The 18,003-nt window shown below is 69.2% G+C and carries 13 protein-coding genes; 1 reads left to right on the forward strand and 12 read right to left on the reverse strand.

All coding sequences use genetic code 11. The features are described 5' to 3' along the window. Nucleotides 1–12: 12 nt before the first annotated feature. The 3 genes from ACQEVY_RS06355 to betA all read right to left on the reverse strand — a co-directional run bounded on the left by ACQEVY_RS06355 (nt 13) and on the right by betA (nt 5,165). The gene (locus tag ACQEVY_RS06355; protein WP_432945683.1) at nt 13–2,025 is read right to left on the reverse strand and encodes an ABC transporter permease; all 2,013 of its coding nucleotides are present in this window, start codon (nt 2,023–2,025) and stop codon (nt 13–15) included. Next, nucleotides 2,025–3,113 (reverse strand): quaternary amine ABC transporter ATP-binding protein, encoded by a 1,089-nt coding sequence (locus ACQEVY_RS06360; protein WP_432945685.1) that lies wholly within the window; start codon nt 3,111–3,113, stop codon nt 2,025–2,027. Before ACQEVY_RS06360 ends, ACQEVY_RS06355 begins: the two co-directional genes overlap by 1 nt. 381 nt (nt 3,114–3,494) lie before the next feature. Continuing rightward, entirely contained in the window at nt 3,495–5,165 is a 1,671-nt protein-coding gene (gene betA, locus ACQEVY_RS06365) for a choline dehydrogenase (RefSeq protein ID WP_432945687.1), read from the reverse strand. Between the two features lie 201 nt (nt 5,166–5,366). On the opposite strand from betA, the gene ACQEVY_RS06370 reads away from it, so the two are divergent. After that, on the forward strand, nt 5,367–6,113 hold the full coding sequence (locus ACQEVY_RS06370; protein WP_328767064.1) for an IclR family transcriptional regulator: 747 nt from the start codon (nt 5,367–5,369) through the stop codon (nt 6,111–6,113). 52 nt (nt 6,114–6,165) lie between these two features. Here ACQEVY_RS06370 and ACQEVY_RS06375 read toward each other — a convergent pair whose 3' ends face one another. From ACQEVY_RS06375 to ACQEVY_RS06415, 9 genes are all read right to left on the reverse strand, one after another. After that, nucleotides 6,166–7,299, reverse strand: coding sequence for an aromatic ring-hydroxylating oxygenase subunit alpha (locus ACQEVY_RS06375; protein ID WP_432945690.1), 1,134 nt, complete (start codon nt 7,297–7,299; stop codon nt 6,166–6,168). 130 nt (nt 7,300–7,429) lie between these two features. Continuing rightward, on the reverse strand, nt 7,430–8,593 hold the full coding sequence (locus tag ACQEVY_RS06380) for an NAD(P)/FAD-dependent oxidoreductase (RefSeq protein WP_432945692.1): 1,164 nt from the start codon (nt 8,591–8,593) through the stop codon (nt 7,430–7,432). Beyond that, entirely contained in the window at nt 8,590–8,952 is a 363-nt protein-coding gene (locus tag ACQEVY_RS06385) for a bifunctional 3-phenylpropionate/cinnamic acid dioxygenase ferredoxin subunit (protein WP_328767067.1), read from the reverse strand. The genes ACQEVY_RS06380 and ACQEVY_RS06385 overlap by 4 nt, the downstream gene beginning before the upstream one ends. 321 nt (nt 8,953–9,273) lie before the next feature. Next, nucleotides 9,274–9,909, reverse strand: a complete 636-nt coding sequence (locus tag ACQEVY_RS06390; protein ID WP_432945695.1) for an MBL fold metallo-hydrolase — start codon at nt 9,907–9,909, stop codon at nt 9,274–9,276. Continuing rightward, nucleotides 9,906–10,991, reverse strand: coding sequence for an S-(hydroxymethyl)mycothiol dehydrogenase (locus tag ACQEVY_RS06395; protein ID WP_432945697.1), 1,086 nt, complete (start codon nt 10,989–10,991; stop codon nt 9,906–9,908). Before ACQEVY_RS06395 ends, ACQEVY_RS06390 begins: the two co-directional genes overlap by 4 nt. A 324-nt stretch (nt 10,992–11,315) precedes the next feature. After that, nucleotides 11,316–13,079, reverse strand: a complete 1,764-nt coding sequence (locus ACQEVY_RS06400) for a VanW family protein (RefSeq protein WP_432945699.1) — start codon at nt 13,077–13,079, stop codon at nt 11,316–11,318. A 189-nt stretch (nt 13,080–13,268) separates the two neighbouring features. Next, nucleotides 13,269–14,684, reverse strand: a complete 1,416-nt coding sequence (locus ACQEVY_RS06405) for an XdhC family protein (RefSeq protein ID WP_432945701.1) — start codon at nt 14,682–14,684, stop codon at nt 13,269–13,271. Between the two features lie 138 nt (nt 14,685–14,822). After that, nucleotides 14,823–17,021 carry a xanthine dehydrogenase family protein molybdopterin-binding subunit gene (locus ACQEVY_RS06410; protein ID WP_432945703.1) on the reverse strand — a complete coding sequence of 733 codons (2,199 nt, stop codon included), beginning with the start codon at nt 17,019–17,021 and terminating at the stop codon, nt 14,823–14,825. Further along, a complete protein-coding gene (locus ACQEVY_RS06415) occupies nt 17,018–17,998 on the reverse strand; it encodes an FAD binding domain-containing protein (protein ID WP_432945705.1) in 981 nt (326 codons plus the stop codon). Before ACQEVY_RS06415 ends, ACQEVY_RS06410 begins: the two co-directional genes overlap by 4 nt. Nucleotides 17,999–18,003 lie beyond the last annotated feature (5 nt).

The following is an 18,003-nucleotide window of genomic DNA, read 5'->3' on the forward strand; positions in this document are numbered from 1 at the left end:
GTGAGTTGCTCCTTACGCGCCGCTGGTACGCCGCGCGGCTGCCTGAGTGATCCGGTCGAACATAACTCCGAGAAGGACGATGGCCAGTCCCGCGGCGAGTCCCTTCCCGTACAACTGGCCCTGCGAGAAGCCGGCCACGACGTCGTAGCCGAGGGCGCCCGCGCCTACCAGGCCGCCCACCACAACCATCGACAGCACATAGATCAGGCCCTGGTTGGTGGCGAGGGTCAGGGCGCTGCGTGCCATCGGCAGTTGAACCTTGGTGATGATCTGCCAGGTGTTGCACCCGGCGGAGGTGGCCGCCTCCACGGTGGTGGCGGGCACGTTCCGTACCCCGTCCGCGACGATCTTGATCGCGACGGGGGTCGCGTAGACGACGGCGGCCACGATGGCGGTGAAGCGGGTCGCGCCGAACAGCGCGAGGAACGGCACGAGATAGACGAACGGCGGCATGACCTGCGCCGCGTCCAGTGTGGGCCGCAGCAGCCGGTCCACCTGCATGCTGCGTCCCATCCACACCCCCAGGACGACGCCGAGCACCATCACCAGCACGGTGGCGACGACGGTCGACGCGAGCGTGGTCATGCTGTCCGACCACACGCCCGTGCCGAGCAGCAGGCCCACGCACACGGCCGCGGTGAGTCCGGCGCGCCAGCCGCCGAGCACTGTGCCGAGTCCGATCAGCGCCGCGCCGACGAGCCACCACGGGGAGTCGGTGAGCAGCGTCTGGAAGGGGTTGAGCAGGCCGTTGGTGAGGGCGTCCCGGAAGGCGTTCGTGACACCCGACAGGTTGTCCTGCGCCCAGGTGGTCACGTCGTCCGCCGTGCGCGCTATGGAGCTGCCGATGTCGCCCTCGCCGGGGAACTCCGCCGCCCAGAGATAGGTGTGCGACATGTAGATCAGGACGGCGGTGACCGCCGCTCCCGCCCCCAGCAGTTGCCGCCGCCACTTGAGGAAGCGGCCGGCCGAGCCCCGGGCCGAATCCTCGCGTGCGCTGGCCGCGGTGGTGACCCGGTCCAGCACGATGGCCAGGACGACGATGGCGAGTCCCGCGTTGAAGGCCGTACCGACGTCGAGCGACTGCAGGGCCTGTACGACCGTCTTGCCCAGGCCGGGCGCGTCGATCAGGGCCGCTATGGTCACCATGGCCAGGGCGGCCATGATGGTCTGGTTGATGCCCATCACCACGGTCCGCTTGGACATCGGCAGCAGCACCTTCGTCAGGGACTGCCGCCGGGTCGCGCCGAGCGAGTCGGCCGCCTCGACGGTCGTGGCCGGCACCGTGCGGATGGCGTGCGCGGTGATACGGATGGCCGGCGGTGCCGCGTAGATCAGGGTGGCGATGGTGGCGGAGGCCGGGCCGATGAGGAAGAACAGGGTGAGAGGGGCCAGGTAGACGAAGGTCGGCATCGTCTGCATGAAGTCGAGGAAGGGCGTGATGATCCGGTTGACCCGGTCGGACAGCCCCGCCCACACGCCCAGCGGGATGGCGAACAGCAGCGCCACGCACACGGCGGAGAGGGTGAGCGCCAGGGTGTCCATGCTCTCCTGCCACAGGCCCTGCAGCCCGAGGAAGGTGAAACCGGCCACGGCCAGCAGCGCGACCCGCCAGTTGCCGACGGCCCAGGAGACGTAGCCGGCGATGCCGACCACGCCCAGCCAGCCGATCTGCGGCACCGGGCGGCCCGCGGGCGCCTGGGAGATCAGTTCCTGGACGAAGGTCACCAGGGTGTCGATGACCAGGCGGATCTCGTTGAAGAAGTACAGGAACAGCGGGTTGGAGTTGCGGTTGGCGCCGATCGAGTCGTTGACGTCGTTGAACCAGCGGTGCAGATCAGTCAGATCCGCCGCCGCCAGGGTCAGGGTGTGCGTGCCGCGCAGCACCGCGAACAGCACCAGCCAGACGACCAGGATCCCGGCGATGACCATGCGCCGACTGACCCGGCGCACGGCAACGACGGGCCCGGTGTCCGGCGTTTTGTCGACCTGATCCGATTTTTCCGGCTTGTCTATGGCGACGGTCATCACATGTCGCCTTCCTGCCCGGCGACCACCGCGAGGATCTCCTCGTCGCCGACGATGCCGAGCAGCTTGCCGTCCTCGACGACCTTGACCGGCTTGTCGGCCGCGAGCACCGCCCGGGTGGCCTCCTTCACGACGACGTCCGGGCCCATCTCGGGGCCGTCCAGTTCATCGCCGTCCTCGACCGGCCGCATGATCCACCGCAAGGTCAGCACATCGCCGCGCGGCACGTCCTTGACGAATTCGCGTACGTAGTCATCGGCCGGGGCGCCGACCAGTTCGTCGCCGGTGCCGCACTGCACCATCTGGCCGTCCCGCATGATCAGGATGCGGTCGCCGAGCTTGAGCGCCTCGGAGAGGTCGTGGGTGATGAAGACCATGGTCTTGCCGACCTCGTGGTGCAGGCGGATGACCTCGTTCTGCATGTCGCGGCGGATCAGCGGGTCGAGCGCGGAGAACGGCTCGTCGAAGAAGAGCACGTCCGGATCGCCGGCCAGCGCCCGAGCGAGGCCGACGCGCTGCTGCATACCGCCGGAGAGCTGGTCGGGGTACGAGCCCTCGTAGCCGGCGAGGCCGACCAGTTCGACGACCTCCATCGCCCGCTTGGAACGCTCGGCCTTGCTCATGCCGCGGATCTCCAGTCCGAACGCCACGTTGTCGATGACGCGGCGGTGGGGCAGCAGACCGAAGTGCTGGAAGACCATGGAGAACTTGCGGCGGCGCAGTTCCCGCAGGCGCGCCGCGTCCGCGTCGCGGATGTTCTCGCCCTCGAAGACGATCTCACCGGCGGTGGGTTCGATCAGCCGGGTCAGACATCGTACGAGCGTGGACTTGCCGGAGCCGGACAGGCCCATGACGACGAAGACCTCGCCGGGTGACACCTCGAAGTTCACGTCCCGTACGGCGGTGGTGTTCCCGGTACGGTCCATGAGCTCGCGCCGGCTCAGCGCGCACAGCTCTTCGGACTCAGGTACCTGCTCGGCCTTCGGCCCGAACACCTTCCAAAGATTGCGCACGGATATGACCGGCGTGCCGTCCGATTCCTGGGGCGTGCCGCTCCGCTGCGGCACCTCGGTCTTTGTTTGGGTCACGATCGACCTTTCTTCGGCGTTCAGCCGCGCAACCAGTACTGCGGCCGGGGTCGGAAGTTCTGCCAGATTTACTCGGGCTCCGCCGGAATGCGTTGCGCATCATGCACCCAATTGCTTGTGGTGGAACACCTTGGCGAAAGCCCAGACATGCGTCAAGGGGGTGACGAATGACGATTAGCTCATCAAGTTGCACAAAACCCACATCGGCCGCGGGTTGTCGTATACGACCTCCGGTGCGCATGCGAGCAGGGCCGACCCAGCTCGTTCACCTGCACAGTACCGGCAGCGTCGCCTCGCACGTCCCGGCGGGCGGGCCCGCTCCGCCCGCCGACGCCGAGACGCCGTCCACACCCCGGCCTCGCGGAGCCGGCCGCCCGACGTCTATCCCGTCTGCTTCTGTGCGTCGCGGTGGCGGTAGTACGCGGCCTTGGAGGGGGCCAGGGGCTTCTTGTCGAGGATCAGGTCGGCGGCCTTCTCGGCGATCATCATCACCGGCGCGTAGATGTTGCCATTCGTGACATATGGCATAACAGAGGCGTCCACCACGCGCAGGCCCTCCACGCCGTGCACCCGCATGCTGGCCGGGTCGACGACTGCCATCTCGTCGGTGCCCATCTTGCAGGTGCAGGACGGATGCAGGGCCGTCTCACCCTCCTTCGCCACCCAGGCGAGGATCTCCTCGTCCGAGTCCACCGCAGGCCCGGGCGAGATCTCCCCGCCGTTATAAGGAGCGAGCGCCGGCTGGTTCAGGAGCCTGCGCGCCACGCGGATCGCCTCGACCCACTCGCGGCGGTCCTGCTCAGTGGACAGATAGTTGAAGCGCAGCGCCGGATGCTCGCGCGGATCCCTGCTCTTGATCTTCACCGAGCCGATCGCGTCCGAGTACATGGGCCCCACGTGCACCTGATAGCCGTGACCGCCGGACGGCGAGGAGCCGTCGTAGCGGACCGCGACGGGAAGGAAGTGGAACATCAGGTTGGGATAGTCCACGTCCTCGTTGCTGCGGGCGAAGCCGCCGGCCTCGAAGTGATTCGTGGCCGCAGGCCCCTTGCGGAACAGCCACTGCAGCCCGATGAAGGGGGCGCGCCACTTCGCCATGTACGGCTGCATGGACACCGGCTGCTTGCAGGCGTACTGGATGTAGACCTCCAGGTGGTCCTGCATGTTTTCGCCGACCCCCGGCAGATCGTGCACGACATCGATGCCCAGGGCGGTCAGCTCCTCGGCGTTGCCGACCCCGGAAAGCTGCAGCAACTGCGGGGAGTTGATCGCCCCGCCGCACAGGATGACCTCCTTGGCACGCACCTGCTGCAGCGCGCCCCGCCCGCGCCGGTACTCGACACCCACCGCCCGCTTCCCCTCGAACAGCACCCGGGTGACCAACGCGCGAGTGATGACAGTGAGGTTGGGCCGCTTCATCGCGGGCTTGAGGTACGCCTTCGAAGCCGACAGCCGCCGCCCGCGGTGGACGTTGCGGTCGAACTTGGCGAAGCCTTCCTGCCGGTAGCCGTTCACATCATCCGTGGGCGCGTATCCCGCCTCCTCGGTCGCCTTCAGAAAGGCGCCGAACAACGGATTGGTCGCCGGACCGCGCTCCAGTACAAGAGGACCGTCGTGACCGCGGAACTCGTCGTCCGCATCGGCGGCCAGGCAGTTCTCCATCCGCCGGAAGTACGGCAGGCAGTGCGCGTAGTCCCAGCTCTCCATCCCGGCGTCTGCCGCCCAGCGTTCGTAGTCCATGGGGTTGCCGCGCTGGAAGATCATGCCGTTGATGCTGCTGGAGCCGCCGAGCACCTTGCCCCGTGCGTGGTAGACGCGTCTGCCGCCCATGTGGGATTCGGGCTCGGACTCGTACTTCCAGTCGTAGAAGCGGCTGCCGATCGGGTAGGTCAGGGCCGCGGGCATGTGGATGAAGACGTCCCACGGGTAGTCGGAGCGGCCGGCCTCCAGTACCAGTACGCGGTTGGCCGGGTCCGCGGAGAGTCTGTTCGCCAGTGCGCTGCCGGCCGAGCCGCCGCCGACGATCACGAAGTCGTAGTGGAGGGGAGCCATGGTGCCTCGTCTCGCTCGCGCCATAGATACGCGAGCATGCTAGCGACGGTATCGCTATACGCACCAGGTTGCGTGCAGCGCAACCTGCGAAGACTTCGTTTCGTCGCCGTTACTGGAAGTAGCGTTGTTTACTCTGGGTATAGTTGCGTTGTGAGCAACTACAACATTGATACCGGAACCTCAAATTCACATGCTGGCGGAGTGCAGTCGGTCGACCGTGCCATCAGCGTCCTAGAGATCCTGGCTCGCCGTGGCGAGACAGGTGTCAGCGAGGTGGCGGCCGAGATCGATGTTCACAAGTCCACCGCGTTCCGCCTGCTCGGCGCCCTGGAGGCGCGCGGCTTGGTGGAACAGGCGGGCGAGCGCGGCAAGTACCGTCTCGGCTTCGGCATCGTACGGCTGGCCGGAGCGGTCACGGGACGCATCGACATCACCCAACAGGGCCGCCCGGTCTGCGAGGACCTCGCCGAGGAGCTCGGAGAGACCGTCAACATCGCGGTGCGGCAGGAGCATTACGCGGTCAACCTCTACCAGGTGCGCGGCCCGGGTGCCGTCACCGCACAGAACTGGGTCGGCCAACTGACCCCGCTGCACGCCACATCGAGCGGCAAGATCCTGCTGGCCTACCTGCCCACCAAGGACCGCGCGGCAATACTGGCGACCTCCGGCCTGAAGAAGGTCACCGAGCACACCATCACCGCGAAGACGAAGCTCGAGAAGAACCTCGCCGAAATCCGGGAGACCGGCTACGCCTGGGCCCTGGAGGAGTTGGAGCTCGGCCTGCACGCCATGGCCGCCCCGATCCGCAACCGGGACGGAGAGGTCGTAGCGGCGCTGAGCGCGTCCGGGCCCGCGTACCGGCTGAGCAAGGAGCGCCTGCACGAGCTCGCTCCCGTGCTGATCAAGGGCGCGGAGGAGATCAGTCACCGCATGGGGTACCTGGGCTGAGTGGCCCGTACGACATCGAAGCGCCCCATGGCCGCACAGGCGACCGTCGCCGCTACTGCGACTGCGCTGAACCCAAGCGCTCGTACACCCAGTCGTGGAAGAGACCGATGTGGTGCTCGCTGGGCACCAGCACGCCCCCCTTGGCGTACAGCCGGGAGTTCATCCCGGGCTGAGTGCGCTCGCAGGCGTCGAAGTCCTGCCGGTTGACGCGGTCGAAGAGTTCCACGGACCGGCTGACGTCCTTGCCGCTCTCGACGACGTGCGGGAGGTAGAGCCAGTCGCACTCGACGATCGTGCGGTCGACGGCCACCGGGAACATGCGGTGGAAGATCACGTGGTCGGGTACGAGGTTGATGAAGACCTGCGGCCTGACGGTGATCGCGTAGTAGCGGCGGTCCTGGTCCTCGGCGACGCCCGGGATGCGGTCCAGGCCCTCGCTGCCGTCGACGGTGAAGCCCTGGACTTCCGTACCGAACTCGGCGCCGTGCCCGACGTAGTACTGGGCGGCGAAGCCGTCGGCGAACTCGGGGAGCACCTCGGTCAGTTCGGGGTGGATCGTGGCGCAGTGGTAGCACTCCATGAAGTTCTCGATGATGAGCTTCCAGTTGGCCTTCACGTCGTACACGATCCGCTTGCCGACCGAGAGGGCCGCGATGTCGTAGCGCTCGATCGCCTCGGCGTCGCCGAGGCGGCTGACGACATCGCCGATGACGTCCTCCTCGAAGGAGGGCGGGTTCTCCGCCAGACAGACCCACACGTAGCCGAGCCATTCGCGGACGGCGACGCTCACCAGGCCGTACTCGGCGCGGCCGACGTCGGGCATCTTGGTGAGGTTGGGTGCCGCGACGAGCTTGCCGTCCAGGCCGTAGGTCCAGGCGTGGTACGGGCACTGGAAGGCCCGCTTGACCTCGCCGCTCTCCTCCGTGCAGAGCCGCGCTCCGCGGTGCCGGCAGACGTTGAAGTAGGCCCGTACGGAGTTGTCTCTGGCGCGGGTGACCAGGATGCTCTCGCGACCCACGTCGACGGTCCGGAAGGCGCCGGGCTTCGCCAGGTCGGAGGAGCGCGCGACGCAGAACCACATGGTCTCGAAGATGCGCTCCTGCTCCTGGGCAAAGACCTCGGGGTCGGTGTAGGAGGAGCCGGGGAGGGTGGCGATCAGGCTGTTGGGCAGGCTGGTCGAGGTCACGGTGCACTCCTCGGAGGACGTCGCGGATCGGTCATTCACGCGCCGGGAAGAGCGACTCCGGACGGCGTTGTGTATGAAGCAACGCTGCGCGCTATATGAAACCGCAGCATGGGACGCCGCACGGGCGGTGTCAAGATGTTGTACGAGCGAGTTGCTTGCGCCAGCGGGTGAACAGCCGCGGCTGGTTCATTCCAAGCGCGGCGACCGGCTCACCGGCACGCCGGTAGACGGCCAGGACGTTGCGCTCGTCCGCCGTGCCTTCCTCGATCGTCACGCTGTCGGCGCCGGCCGCATGACCGGCGAACTGGATCTTCACGCCGTACTGATCGGACCAGAAGTACGGCGGCCGGGGCACGCCCGGTTCCGTCGCGCCCCAGGCCAGGAGCGTCGCGATGGCCGCCTCAGGGCGTTCGCGCGCACCGGTCCAGTGCTCGACGCGGCGATGGACGCCCGCGCGGGGGTCGTACCAGTTGGCGCAGTCGCCGACCGCGACCACACCGGCCAGGCTGGTGCGGCCGTCCGCACCGCACTTGACGCCGTTGTCGAGCTCGACGCCGGAGCCTTCCAGCCACTCGACGCACGGCCGTGCGCCCACACCTACCACGACGATGTCGGCGGGAACGGTGCGCCCGTCCTCGAGCAGGACGGCATCCACCCGGCGCTCACCGCTGAGCCCCTTGACGCCCACACCGCACAACAGCCGTACGCCGTGATCCGCATGGAGCCCGGAGACGATGGCACCCATGGTCTCGCCGAGCGGTCCGGCGAGCGGCGTCGGGGCCGCCTCGACGACCGTCACGTCGAGCCCGAGGGCGTACGCGGTGGAGGCGACCTCGGCACCCACGAACCCGCCGCCGATCACCACCAGCCGTCCGCCACCTGCCAGTTCCTCGCGCAGCGCGCGGGCGTCGTCCAGGGTGCGCAGGACGTGCACCCCGGCCAGGCCCTCGGAGCCGGGCAGGGTGCGCGCGGCGGCGCCGGTCGCGATGACGATGCCGTCGGCGCGGACCTCACGCCCGTCGGCGAGCTGGACGGCACGGTCCGTACGGTCGAGTCCGGTGGCGCGGACGCCGAGCAGCCACTCGGCCCCCAGGTCCTCGTCGTCCATCTCCAGCACGAGTTCCGCTTCGCCGACCGTTCCGGCCAGGAACTCCTTGGACAGCGGTGGCCTGTCGTACGGCCGGTGGGCCTCGTCTCCGATGACGACCAGCCGCCCGTCGTAGCCCTGCTTCCGCAGTGAGCGCGCCGCCGAAAGGCCGGCCAGCGAGGCGCCCACCACGGCCACCGTCCTCACGTGACGGATCCGGCGAGCTTGCGCGCGACGCAGTGCGGCAGGTTGGGGGCGGCCGTGGACACCTTCACGTAGACCATGCCGTTGTCCACGACGACCTCGTGGGTACGGACGGGGAGCTTGGCCGGCGGGGCGTCGACCTCACCGGTCTTCAGGTTGAACTTCGAGGCGTGCAGGGGGCATTCCACCCAGCAGTCCTCCACCCAGCCGTCGGCAAGCGAGGCGTCCTGGTGGGTGCACGTGTCGTCGATGGCGAAAAGCTCGCCGTCCTCGGTGTGGAACACCGTGACGGGCGGGTCGATCTCGAGCCGGAAAGCCTCTCCTCGCGGGAGATCCGCCAGAGGGCACGCGGGAATCATCATGACCACCTCGGGTGCGTATAGCGAAACGGATTGCGGTTAGCGCAACCTCAGTTTGAGGTCGGCCCAGAACCGCTGTCAAGGCATTCAGGAGGCCCGTTCTGGCACAGATTGGTGTCGCCCATCACGCAACGGGTAGCGCCATAAGAAACAAGCCACGCGAGGGGCGACGAGGGTGAGTGACGCGGCATCAGGCCTTCGACCTGCCCAAAGGAGGTATCCAGGCGTCGGATGCCCGTTCGTGATCGCAGAGCGAACGCACGCACGCCCGCCTCGGCGGCGTTCATGGCCGAGAGCGGGCGTGCGAGGGGCGACGGACGGGGCTCAGAACCCTCGGTCGATCCACTCCTGAAGGTGCGGGGCCTCGGCGGCGATGGTGGTCGTCTCCCCGTGGCCGGTGTGTACGACGGTGGCATCCGGCAGCGGCAGCAGCCGCCACCGGATGGAATCGACGATGGTCGGGAAGTCGCTGTACGACCTCCCCGTCGCCCCCGGCCCGCCCGCGAAGAGGGTGTCACCGCTGAACAGGGCCTTCAGGGCAGGCGCGTACAGACAGATGGCACCGTGTGCATGGCCGGGCGTGTGCAGCACGGTCAGCTCGACACCGGCCACGGAGAGGAGCTGGCCGTGGGCCAGGCCGCCGTCGGGCGTCCGGTCCGGGTGGGTCTGCTTCCACAGCTGCAGGTCGTCGTCGTGGAGCAGGATCGGGGCGCCGGTGCGATCCGCGAGTTCGGGTGCGGCATCGATGTGGTCGTTGTGGGCGTGGGTGCACACGATGGCGCGAAGCGTACGACCGCCGACGACCTCGGCGATCGCCTCGGCGTCGTGGGCGGCGTCGATGACGATGGCCTCGGTGTCGTCGCCGATGATCCATACGTTGTTGTCGACATCCCAGGTGCCGCCGTCGAGCGAGAACTGGCCCGAGGTGACGAGATGCTCGATGCGGGCGCCGGCGGTCACAGGACCACCACCGAACGCAGTACGTCGCCCTGATGCATCCGCTCGAAGGCCTTCTCGACCTCGTCGAGCGCGATGGTCTCCGTGACGAAGGCGTCCAGGTCAAGACGGCCCTGCAGATAGAGGTCGATGAGCATCGGGAAGTCGCGGCTCGGCAGGCAGTCGCCGTACCAGGAGGACTTCAGCGCGCCGCCGCGGCCGAAGACGTCCAGCAGCGGCAGCTCGAGCTTCATCTCAGGGGTCGGCACTCCGACGAGTACGACCGTGCCCGCCAGGTCGCGGGCGTAGAAGGCCTGCTTGTACGTCTCCGGGCGGCCCACCGCCTCGATGACCACGTCCGCCCCGAAGCCGCCGGTCAGTTCGCGGATCGCCTCGACGGGGTCGGTGCCCTTGGCGTTGACGGTGTGGGTCGCGCCGAGCTTCTCGGCGGTGCTCAGCTTGAGCTCGTCGATGTCCACCGCGATGATCTTCGCCGCGCCCGCCAGGCTGGACCCGAGGACCGCCGCGGCCCCGACGCCGCCACAGCCGATGACCGCGACGCTGTCACCGCGGCCGACGTTGCCGGTGTTGATGGCCGCGCCGATGCCCGCCATCACGCCGCAGCCCAGCAGACCGGCGGCGGCCGCCGACGCGGCCCGGTCCACCTTCGTGCACTGGCCCGCCGCCACCAGCGTCTTCTCCGCGAACGCTCCGATCCCGAGAGCGGGCGACAGCTCCGTGCCGTCCTCCAGCGTCATCTTCTGCTTCGCGTTGTGGGTGCTGAAGCAGTACCAGGGCCGTCCGCGCACGCAAGCCCGGCAATTCCCGCACACCGCACGCCAGTTGAGGATGACGAAGTCACCGGGGGTGACGTCGGTGACGCCTTCTCCGACCGACTCCACGACGCCCGCGGCCTCGTGGCCCAGCAGGAAGGGGAACTCGTCGTTGATACCGCCCTCGCGATAGTGCAGATCGGTGTGGCAGACCCCGCAGGCCTCGATCTTCACGAGCGCCTCTCCGGGACCCGGATCGGGCACGTTGATCGTTTCCAGGCTGACGGGGGCGCCCTTCCCCCGCGCGACGACAGCACGGACCTGGTGAGTCATGGCCACTCCTCGGGTGATACGGATTCGTGTTGCCCATTACGGCACACACTTCATGTCCCGCAACACAGCATCGGGGAGCGCCGACCGGGGGGTCAAGGATCTGGGCACCGTGACTGGGCTGCCTTCGCTGGGACAAGGTCCGGGCCTGGCTCGATTAGGACCGGTCAAGGGAGCGGCCTGGCGGCCTTCACCGACGACAGGTCGAGGGGTCGGCCCGGCGGCCTTCGCCAGCGACAGGTCAACGGGTCGGCCCGGCGGCCTTCGCCCAGGGGCCGCGGCCGACCGGTTTCCGGGCCGGGAGTGCGTCGCCCTGCCCGGCGTTCGTCACTCCTCGGGTTCCGCGTCGCAGGTGACTTCGTCGCGGGGTACGTACCGCGTCTTGAAGGTCTCCCGGTCGACTTCCCTGCCGCCGTCCTTGAAGACCCGGTCGACGGCGACGTCGAAGCCCTCGAGCGGGGTCTGCGGCACGCACTTCTCTCCGGATGCTCCCTTGCGGGTTCCCGGCTCCTTCACGTTGGTGCGCGGGCCCTTGACCGCTTGCACCGCGTCGTACTTCTTCGTGCCGAGGAAGGTGACCGTGACGGAGGTGCCCGTGGAGTGTGCGTCGATGTAGAGGGCGTTGCCCGAGTCGTTCCGGAACTTCAGGTCGAGACTGCCCCAGGCCACCGTCGCCTCCCGGCCCTCCGGGTAGCGCTCGATGTAGAACGAGTGGGCCCCGTACTCCACCGGCTTCACGCCGGCGAAGAAGACGGCGTTGAACATGGTCGTGGCCACCGTGGAGACGCCGCCTCCGGCCGCCTTCTCGAACTGGTTGTTGTTGATGATGATGCCTTCCACGAACCCGTTGGCCTCGGTCCGCTCCCCCACGGTGCCGTTGAGGCTCCAGGTCTCGCCGGGCAGCACGACCGACCCGTCGATCAGCTCGGCCGCACGGCCGATGTTCGTGACGCGGTAGGGAAGGGGCTCGAAGTCGACCGTGAAGGACGACATCTTCTCCTTGATGCCCAGGCGGCCGACGTTCTCGCGGGTCAGCTCGGGCTGCACTTCTTTGGTGGCCACCGTCCCGCTGCGGGCCGCGCCGGACTTCGTCAGCAGCGGCAGTACGGCCTTGTGCAGCGCCTTGGCCGTGACCTCATGTCCAACCTTGCCGTCTGAGGCCACCGCCACTCCCCCGCCGGCCGGGCGCAGCTTCGCGTTGACCGGCTCGCCGGTGGCGCGCGCGAGCGGGGTCGCCAGCGCCGGATCGCCCATGAGCCCCTTGCCGTCCAGCACGGGTGCCAGCCGCTTCTTCCCGTCCGGCTTCATGGTGAGGTGCTTGCCGAGCGTCGCCGGGCTGATCTCCATGTCCCGGTCGCCCACGGTGAGCCTGACCGGCGCCGACATCGCGGGAGCGGCGAATTCCTTCATCGCACGGTTCACTTCCGCCGTACCGACCTGGGGTTCGGCCGTACGGACCGGCAGCCGCACCGGCTCCTTCCCCAGCCGCGGGACCGCCGACGCCACAACCTCGACCGCGCCGTCCACGTCGAGGGACCGCCCGGCGACCGGCCGCGTCGGCACCGCGTCGCCCGCGCGGAAGGCGACGCCGCCCTCCCGCGCCTTCCGGTCGTACGTCTTCGCCTTCTCGGCCAGTGACGTACGGACCCTCTCCTCGTCCACCCGGATCACCGGCTCGACCTCGCGATCGCCACTCGAGAACAGGCGGCCGATCACGGTGAACGGATCAGACCCCACCTGCGCGGCACGATCGACGGTCTCCTCGCTGTCCAACGAGATCCCGGACATACGGACGGCGTCGGCACTGTCGCCGAGGCGCACCCTCACCGGCTTCGACCAGGTCCCGCCCAGACTGCTGTCCAGCTTCTCCTGCGCCTGCGAGCGGCTCACGCCTCCGATGTCCACACCGCTCACCCGGGTTCCCTCGGGGACGTCGTCCCCGGAGACCAGCAGGCCCACCAGATACAGCCCGCCGAAACCGACCCCCGCCGCCCCCGCCACGAGCGCGACACGACGGGCTATTCGGCGACGATCGGCCGAGAAGGTGCCGCCAGGTATGCCGGGTACGTCGAGAAGGGGCGAGCGACTCAATGGCTTCTCCTCGTCTGTGCCTGTCGCGTTGACGCGGGCAGGGCCATACCGGGGCCGCTCGCCAGGCGATGATAAGGAGAAGTCTGTGGTGGCGCCGTTAGGTCCGTCACTGGCACGGGGTGCCGGAGCTGGGCTTCCCGCGCGCGGCCAGCAGGATTCGGCGCCGTGCGCAGGCACGACCGGCCGAACTCAGCGGCCCACGCCGACCTGTGCGGGCACCTCGTCGAGGGCGGTCCGGCTCCGCACCAGTGGTCGATGTATCGGCCCCGAGCCCTGGGCCAGAGGCAGACCCGTGGCTTGGTTGGTGTGGGCGATGATCTCCGCGGTGATCGAGACGGCCGTCTCCTCGGGGGTACGGGCGCCGAGGTCGAGGCCGATCGGTGAGCGCAACCGGGCGAGCTGTCCCTCGGGGACGCCGGCCTCGCGCAGGAGGCGCAGGCGTTCGTCGTGGGTGCGCCGGGAGCCCATCGCGCCGACGTAGCCGACCGGGAGGTCGAGGGCGAGCTGCAGCAGGGGGATGTCGAACTTGGCGTCGTGGGTGAGAACGCAGACGGCGGTGCGAGAGTCCACGGCCGTCTGTGCCAGGTAGCGGTGGGGCCAGTCCACGACGACCTCATCGGCGTACGGGAATCGAGCGCGCGTCGCGAAGACCGGGCGGGCGTCGCAGACGGTGACCCGGTAGCCGAGGAAGGCCCCAGCCTGGCTGAGGGCGGCGGCGAAGTCGACCGCGCCGAAGACCAGCATGCGCGGGCGGGACGCGTGGACGTGGACGAGTACGGTCAGCGGTTCGGGGCAGCCGTCCCCGTTGCCGCCGACCGTGACGCGGGCGGTGCGACCCGCCCGCAGCAGGGCCCGGGCTTCGTCCACCACCAGCCGGTCCGCCGCCTCGTCGTCCAGGGTGCCGTAGGTCATGCTGCCGTCGGCGAGAACGCTCAGGGTGGCGCCGAGCAGGTGGTCGGGGCCATCGACGACCTGAGCCACGGCCGCGGGCCGGCCTTCCGCGACCTCGTCGAGGGCCGCCGCTAGGGCCTGTGTCGAAAGTGGCGTCGTTCGCCCGAAGGGTGGGCCGGGCGGCGGCGATGGGGGTCCCCCCGCGCGAGCTCGGGTTCGAGCGTGGGGGAGCGTGCTATCGGCGTGCCGGCCGGAAGCCCTCGTACTGGACGTACTTGGGCTTTCGGCCGGTGCGGCGAGTGGGGGCACCTCCCACGCCCTTAAGGCAGTGGGGGCGCGTGCCAGGCGTCGGCCGGCAGGCGCCACTTTCGACACAGGCCCTAGGTGGGGCCTGTCGGCGGGGTCGACGCGCTGGACGAGTACGTCGAGTTCGCCGCCGCAGGTCAGCCCGACGGCGAAGGCGTCGTCGTCGGAGTAGCCGAACCAGGCGCGCTGCGGAGCGCCTCCGTCATCGAGCACCTGTCGGCACAGCTCGTACACGGCGCCCTCGACACAGCCGCCGGAGATGCTGCCGACCGCGTTGCCGTCGGCGTCCACCGCGACGGACGTACCCGTCGGCAGGGGTGCGCTGCCCCGCACGTCGACGACGGTGGCCAGGGCGAAGGGGCGCGCCCCGCGGCACCAACGGTGCAGTGTGTCCGCGATGTTCAGCATGAACGGGTCCTTCGTGCAAGGTGAGGTGGGCGGGCCGCCACCGCGCCGCCGGGGAGCGTCGCTCTACGCGGCGGCGGCCCTGGGAGGTCCGGCAGCAGGACGCGGGAGCACCGGCTGCCGGACGTATCGGGCCTCGGCTCAGAGCAACGCCTCGGCGGTGATGGGCAGTTCGCGGATACGGCGCCCGGTGGCGTTGAAGACCGCGTTGGCGATGGCGGACGCCACTCCGACCTGGACGATCTCTCCGACACCCTTGACGCCGAGCACGTCGGCGTTCATGTCCTCGCCCTCCAGGTAGATCGCCTTGATCTCGGGGATGTCGGCGTTCACGGGCACGAGGTAGTCGGCGAGGTTGGCGTTGACGATCCGGCCGTCGCGGTGGTCGGTGACCGTGTGCTCAAGCAGCGCCTGACTGATACCGCCGACCATCCCGCCCAGCGCCTGGCTGTCGGCGAGCTTGGGGCTGACGATGCGGCCACAGTCGTACACCCCGAGCATCCGCCGCACCCGCACCAGCCCCAGCGTCGCGTCCACGCCGACCTCGGTGAAGACCGCGCCGTAGGAGTAGTACGAGTGCCGCTCGGGATCCGGCGGCCCGGCGTACGAGCCGTCGGCTTCGAGGTGGGTGCGGTTGTTGCGGGCGAGCAGCCGCTGATAGGTCTCACCTCGCGCCGGATTGTCCTGGACGTGCAGCCGCCCGTTGCGTACGACGATGTCCTCGGCCTTGACGCCGTACAGCGGTGATTCCTCGTCCTCGACGGCCAGCTTGATCGCCTGCCGGCGGACCTTGTCGCAGGCGTCGAGTGTGGCGGAGCCGACGCTCGCCATGGTCATCGAGCCGCCATGCGGCGGGGTCGGAGGGTAGAGCGAGTCGCCGAGCCGGAAGTCGACCGCGCGCATGGCCAGCCCCAGCGCGTCGGCGGCGACCTGCGTCTGGGAGGTGTAGGTGCCCGGACCCATGTCGCTGGAGGCCGCCTCGACCACCGCGGTACCGTCCGCGTCCAGGCGGGCCCGGGCATCGGCCGCCACGAGCCCGGGGTCGTACACGGCCGCGGCCATGCCCAACCCGATCAGCCAGTCGCCCTCCCGCGTCGAGCGGGGTTTCGCCTTGCGCCGCTCCCAGCCGAACTCCCGGGCGCCCACGGTGTAGCACTCGCGCAGCCGGCGGGTGGACCAGGGCAGCCCGGTCGACTCGTCCTCGGCCGGCTCGTTGCGCAGACGCAGCTCGATCGGGTCGATACGCAGCCGGTCGGCGAGTTCGTCCATGGCCGACTCGATGGCGAAGGACGCGTTCGCGAAGCCCGGACCGCGCATCCAGATCGGGGTGTTCACGTCCAGGGGCACCTTGCGGTACTCCTGGCTGACGTTGGGCGTGCTGTAGAACATCTGCCCGGCGAGCATGATGGCCTCGTCGAACTTCTCGTACGACGACGTCTCCGCGTCGATCTCGTGGATCGTGGCCCTCAGGCGGCCCCGCCGGTCACTGCCGAGGCGCAGCCGGTACTCGTACAAGGGCCGGAAGCCGGTGCCGAAGTACTGCTGCCTGCGGCTGAGGACCACCTTCACGGGACGCTTCGTCTCACGGGCGGCCAGCGCGGCGACCACGGTGTGCGGCCAGCAGCGCAGCCCGCTGCCGAAGCCGCCGCCGACGAACGGCGAGATGACCCGCACCGATTTCAGGGGCAGGTCGAACACCGTGGAGAGTTCGGTCTGGGTGCCCACCACCCACTGCGTCTTGTCCCACACGGTCAGCTTGTCGCCGTCCCAGCGGGCGATGGTGGCGTGCGGCTCCATCGGATTGTGGTGGTTGCGCGCCATGCGGTACGTCAGATCCATCCGTACCGGCGCCTCGCGCAGACCGGCTTCGGCGTTCCCGCGCGCGTACTTGGTCGGTGCGTCCGCCTTGGCCTCGGCCAGGTCGGTCGAGGGCTTCTCAGCGTCGTAATCGACCCTGACCAGGCTCGCGCCGTGCTGCGCGGCCTCCAGGGTGGTGGCGATGACGACGGCGACCGGCTGGCCGTGGAAGAGGACCTTGTCGTCCTGGAAGACGCGCAGCCTGCGGCCCTCCGCCGGGTTGTTCGACCCGGGGTTGTCGCGGTAGGGCAGCGTCGGCGCGTTGCCGTGGTGGATCACCCGCAGCACGCCGGGGACGGCTTCGGCGTCGTCCGTGTCGACGCCGGCGATACGGCCGCGGCCGATGCTCGCGTCGACGATCACGGCGTGCGCCATCCCGTCGACGTCGAATTCGGCGGCGTACTGCGCCTTGCCGGTGACCTTGAGCCGCCCGTCCACCCGGGACAGCGGCGCACCTACGGCTGCCTGTGGCTGGGGGCTCACTTGGTACCTCCTACGATGCGCAGCTGACGCTCGACGGTCCGTTGCAGCAACTCGACCTTGAAGCGGTTGTGTTCGAGCGGGCGGGCCCCCTTGGCCGCATGTTCGGCGGCGGCCTTCCACAGGGCGTCCGAGGGGCGTTCGCCGACCAGGTGCACCTCTACGGCGGGCAGCTTCCAGGGCACGGTGCCCACACCGCCGGCGGCGACCTTCGCCTCCTGGATTACTCCGCCGCGTACGTGCAGTGCGACGGCCGCGGACGTGAGCGCGAACTCGTACGACTGCCGGTCCCGCACCTTCAGATAGCCGGACTTCAGCGGACGCGGAAGCGCCGGGATCTCCACCGCCGTGATCAACTCACCCTGCTTCAGGGCTTGTTCACGATTCGGCGTGTTCCCCGGCCGCAACAGGAAGTCCGCGAAGGGGACACGGCGCTCCCCGTCCGGGCCCAGCAGGTGCACGGTCGCCTCCAGCGCCGCGAACGCCACCGCCACATCGGAAGGGTGCGTGGCCACGCAGGCGTCGGAGGTGCCGAGGATGGCGTGCGTGCGGTTGTGGCCCTCCCGGGCCGCGCAACCGGAGCCGGGGTCACGCTTGTTGCAGTCGGCGGTCACGTCACGGAAGTACGTGCACCGGGTGCGCTGCATGATGTTGCCGCCGATGGTGGCCATGTTGCGCAGCTGGGCGGACGCGCTGAGCTCCAACGCCTCGGATATGACGGGGAAGAGCGTACGGACCTTGGGGTGGGCGGCCGTCTCGGCCATGCTCACCAGGGCGCCGATGCGTATCCCGCCCCGCTCGGTGACGGTGACCTCGCTCAGCGGCAGGTCGCTGATGTCGACCAGCGTCTCGGGACGCTCGACGGTCTCGCGCATCAGGTCGACGAGCGTCGTACCCCCGGCGATGTAACGCCCGCCTCTACGGCCCGCGTTGAGGGCCTCACGGGTGTCGGCGGCCTTCGTGAAGGAGAAGGGATACATCGGTC

The organism is Streptomyces sp. CA-288835, assembly GCF_050936385.1.
Taxonomy (GTDB): Bacteria; Actinomycetota; Actinomycetes; order Streptomycetales; family Streptomycetaceae; genus Streptomyces.

Excerpts from the sequence above, each read along its gene's own strand:
- betA (WP_432945687.1), bottom strand. The coding sequence starts at position 5,165 with ATGGCTCCCCTCCACTACGACTTCGTGATCGTCGGCGGCGGCTCGGCC.
- ACQEVY_RS06385 (WP_328767067.1), bottom strand. The coding sequence starts at position 8,952 with ATGATGATTCCCGCGTGCCCTCTGGCGGATCTCCCGCGAGGAGAGGCT.
- ACQEVY_RS06355 (WP_432945683.1), bottom strand. The coding sequence starts at position 2,025 with ATGACCGTCGCCATAGACAAGCCGGAAAAATCGGATCAGGTCGACAAA.
- ACQEVY_RS06415 (WP_432945705.1), bottom strand. The coding sequence starts at position 17,998 with ATGTATCCCTTCTCCTTCACGAAGGCCGCCGACACCCGTGAGGCCCTC.
- ACQEVY_RS06395 (WP_432945697.1), bottom strand. The coding sequence starts at position 10,991 with ATGACTCACCAGGTCCGTGCTGTCGTCGCGCGGGGGAAGGGCGCCCCC.
- ACQEVY_RS06405 (WP_432945701.1), bottom strand. The coding sequence starts at position 14,684 with ATGCTGAACATCGCGGACACACTGCACCGTTGGTGCCGCGGGGCGCGC.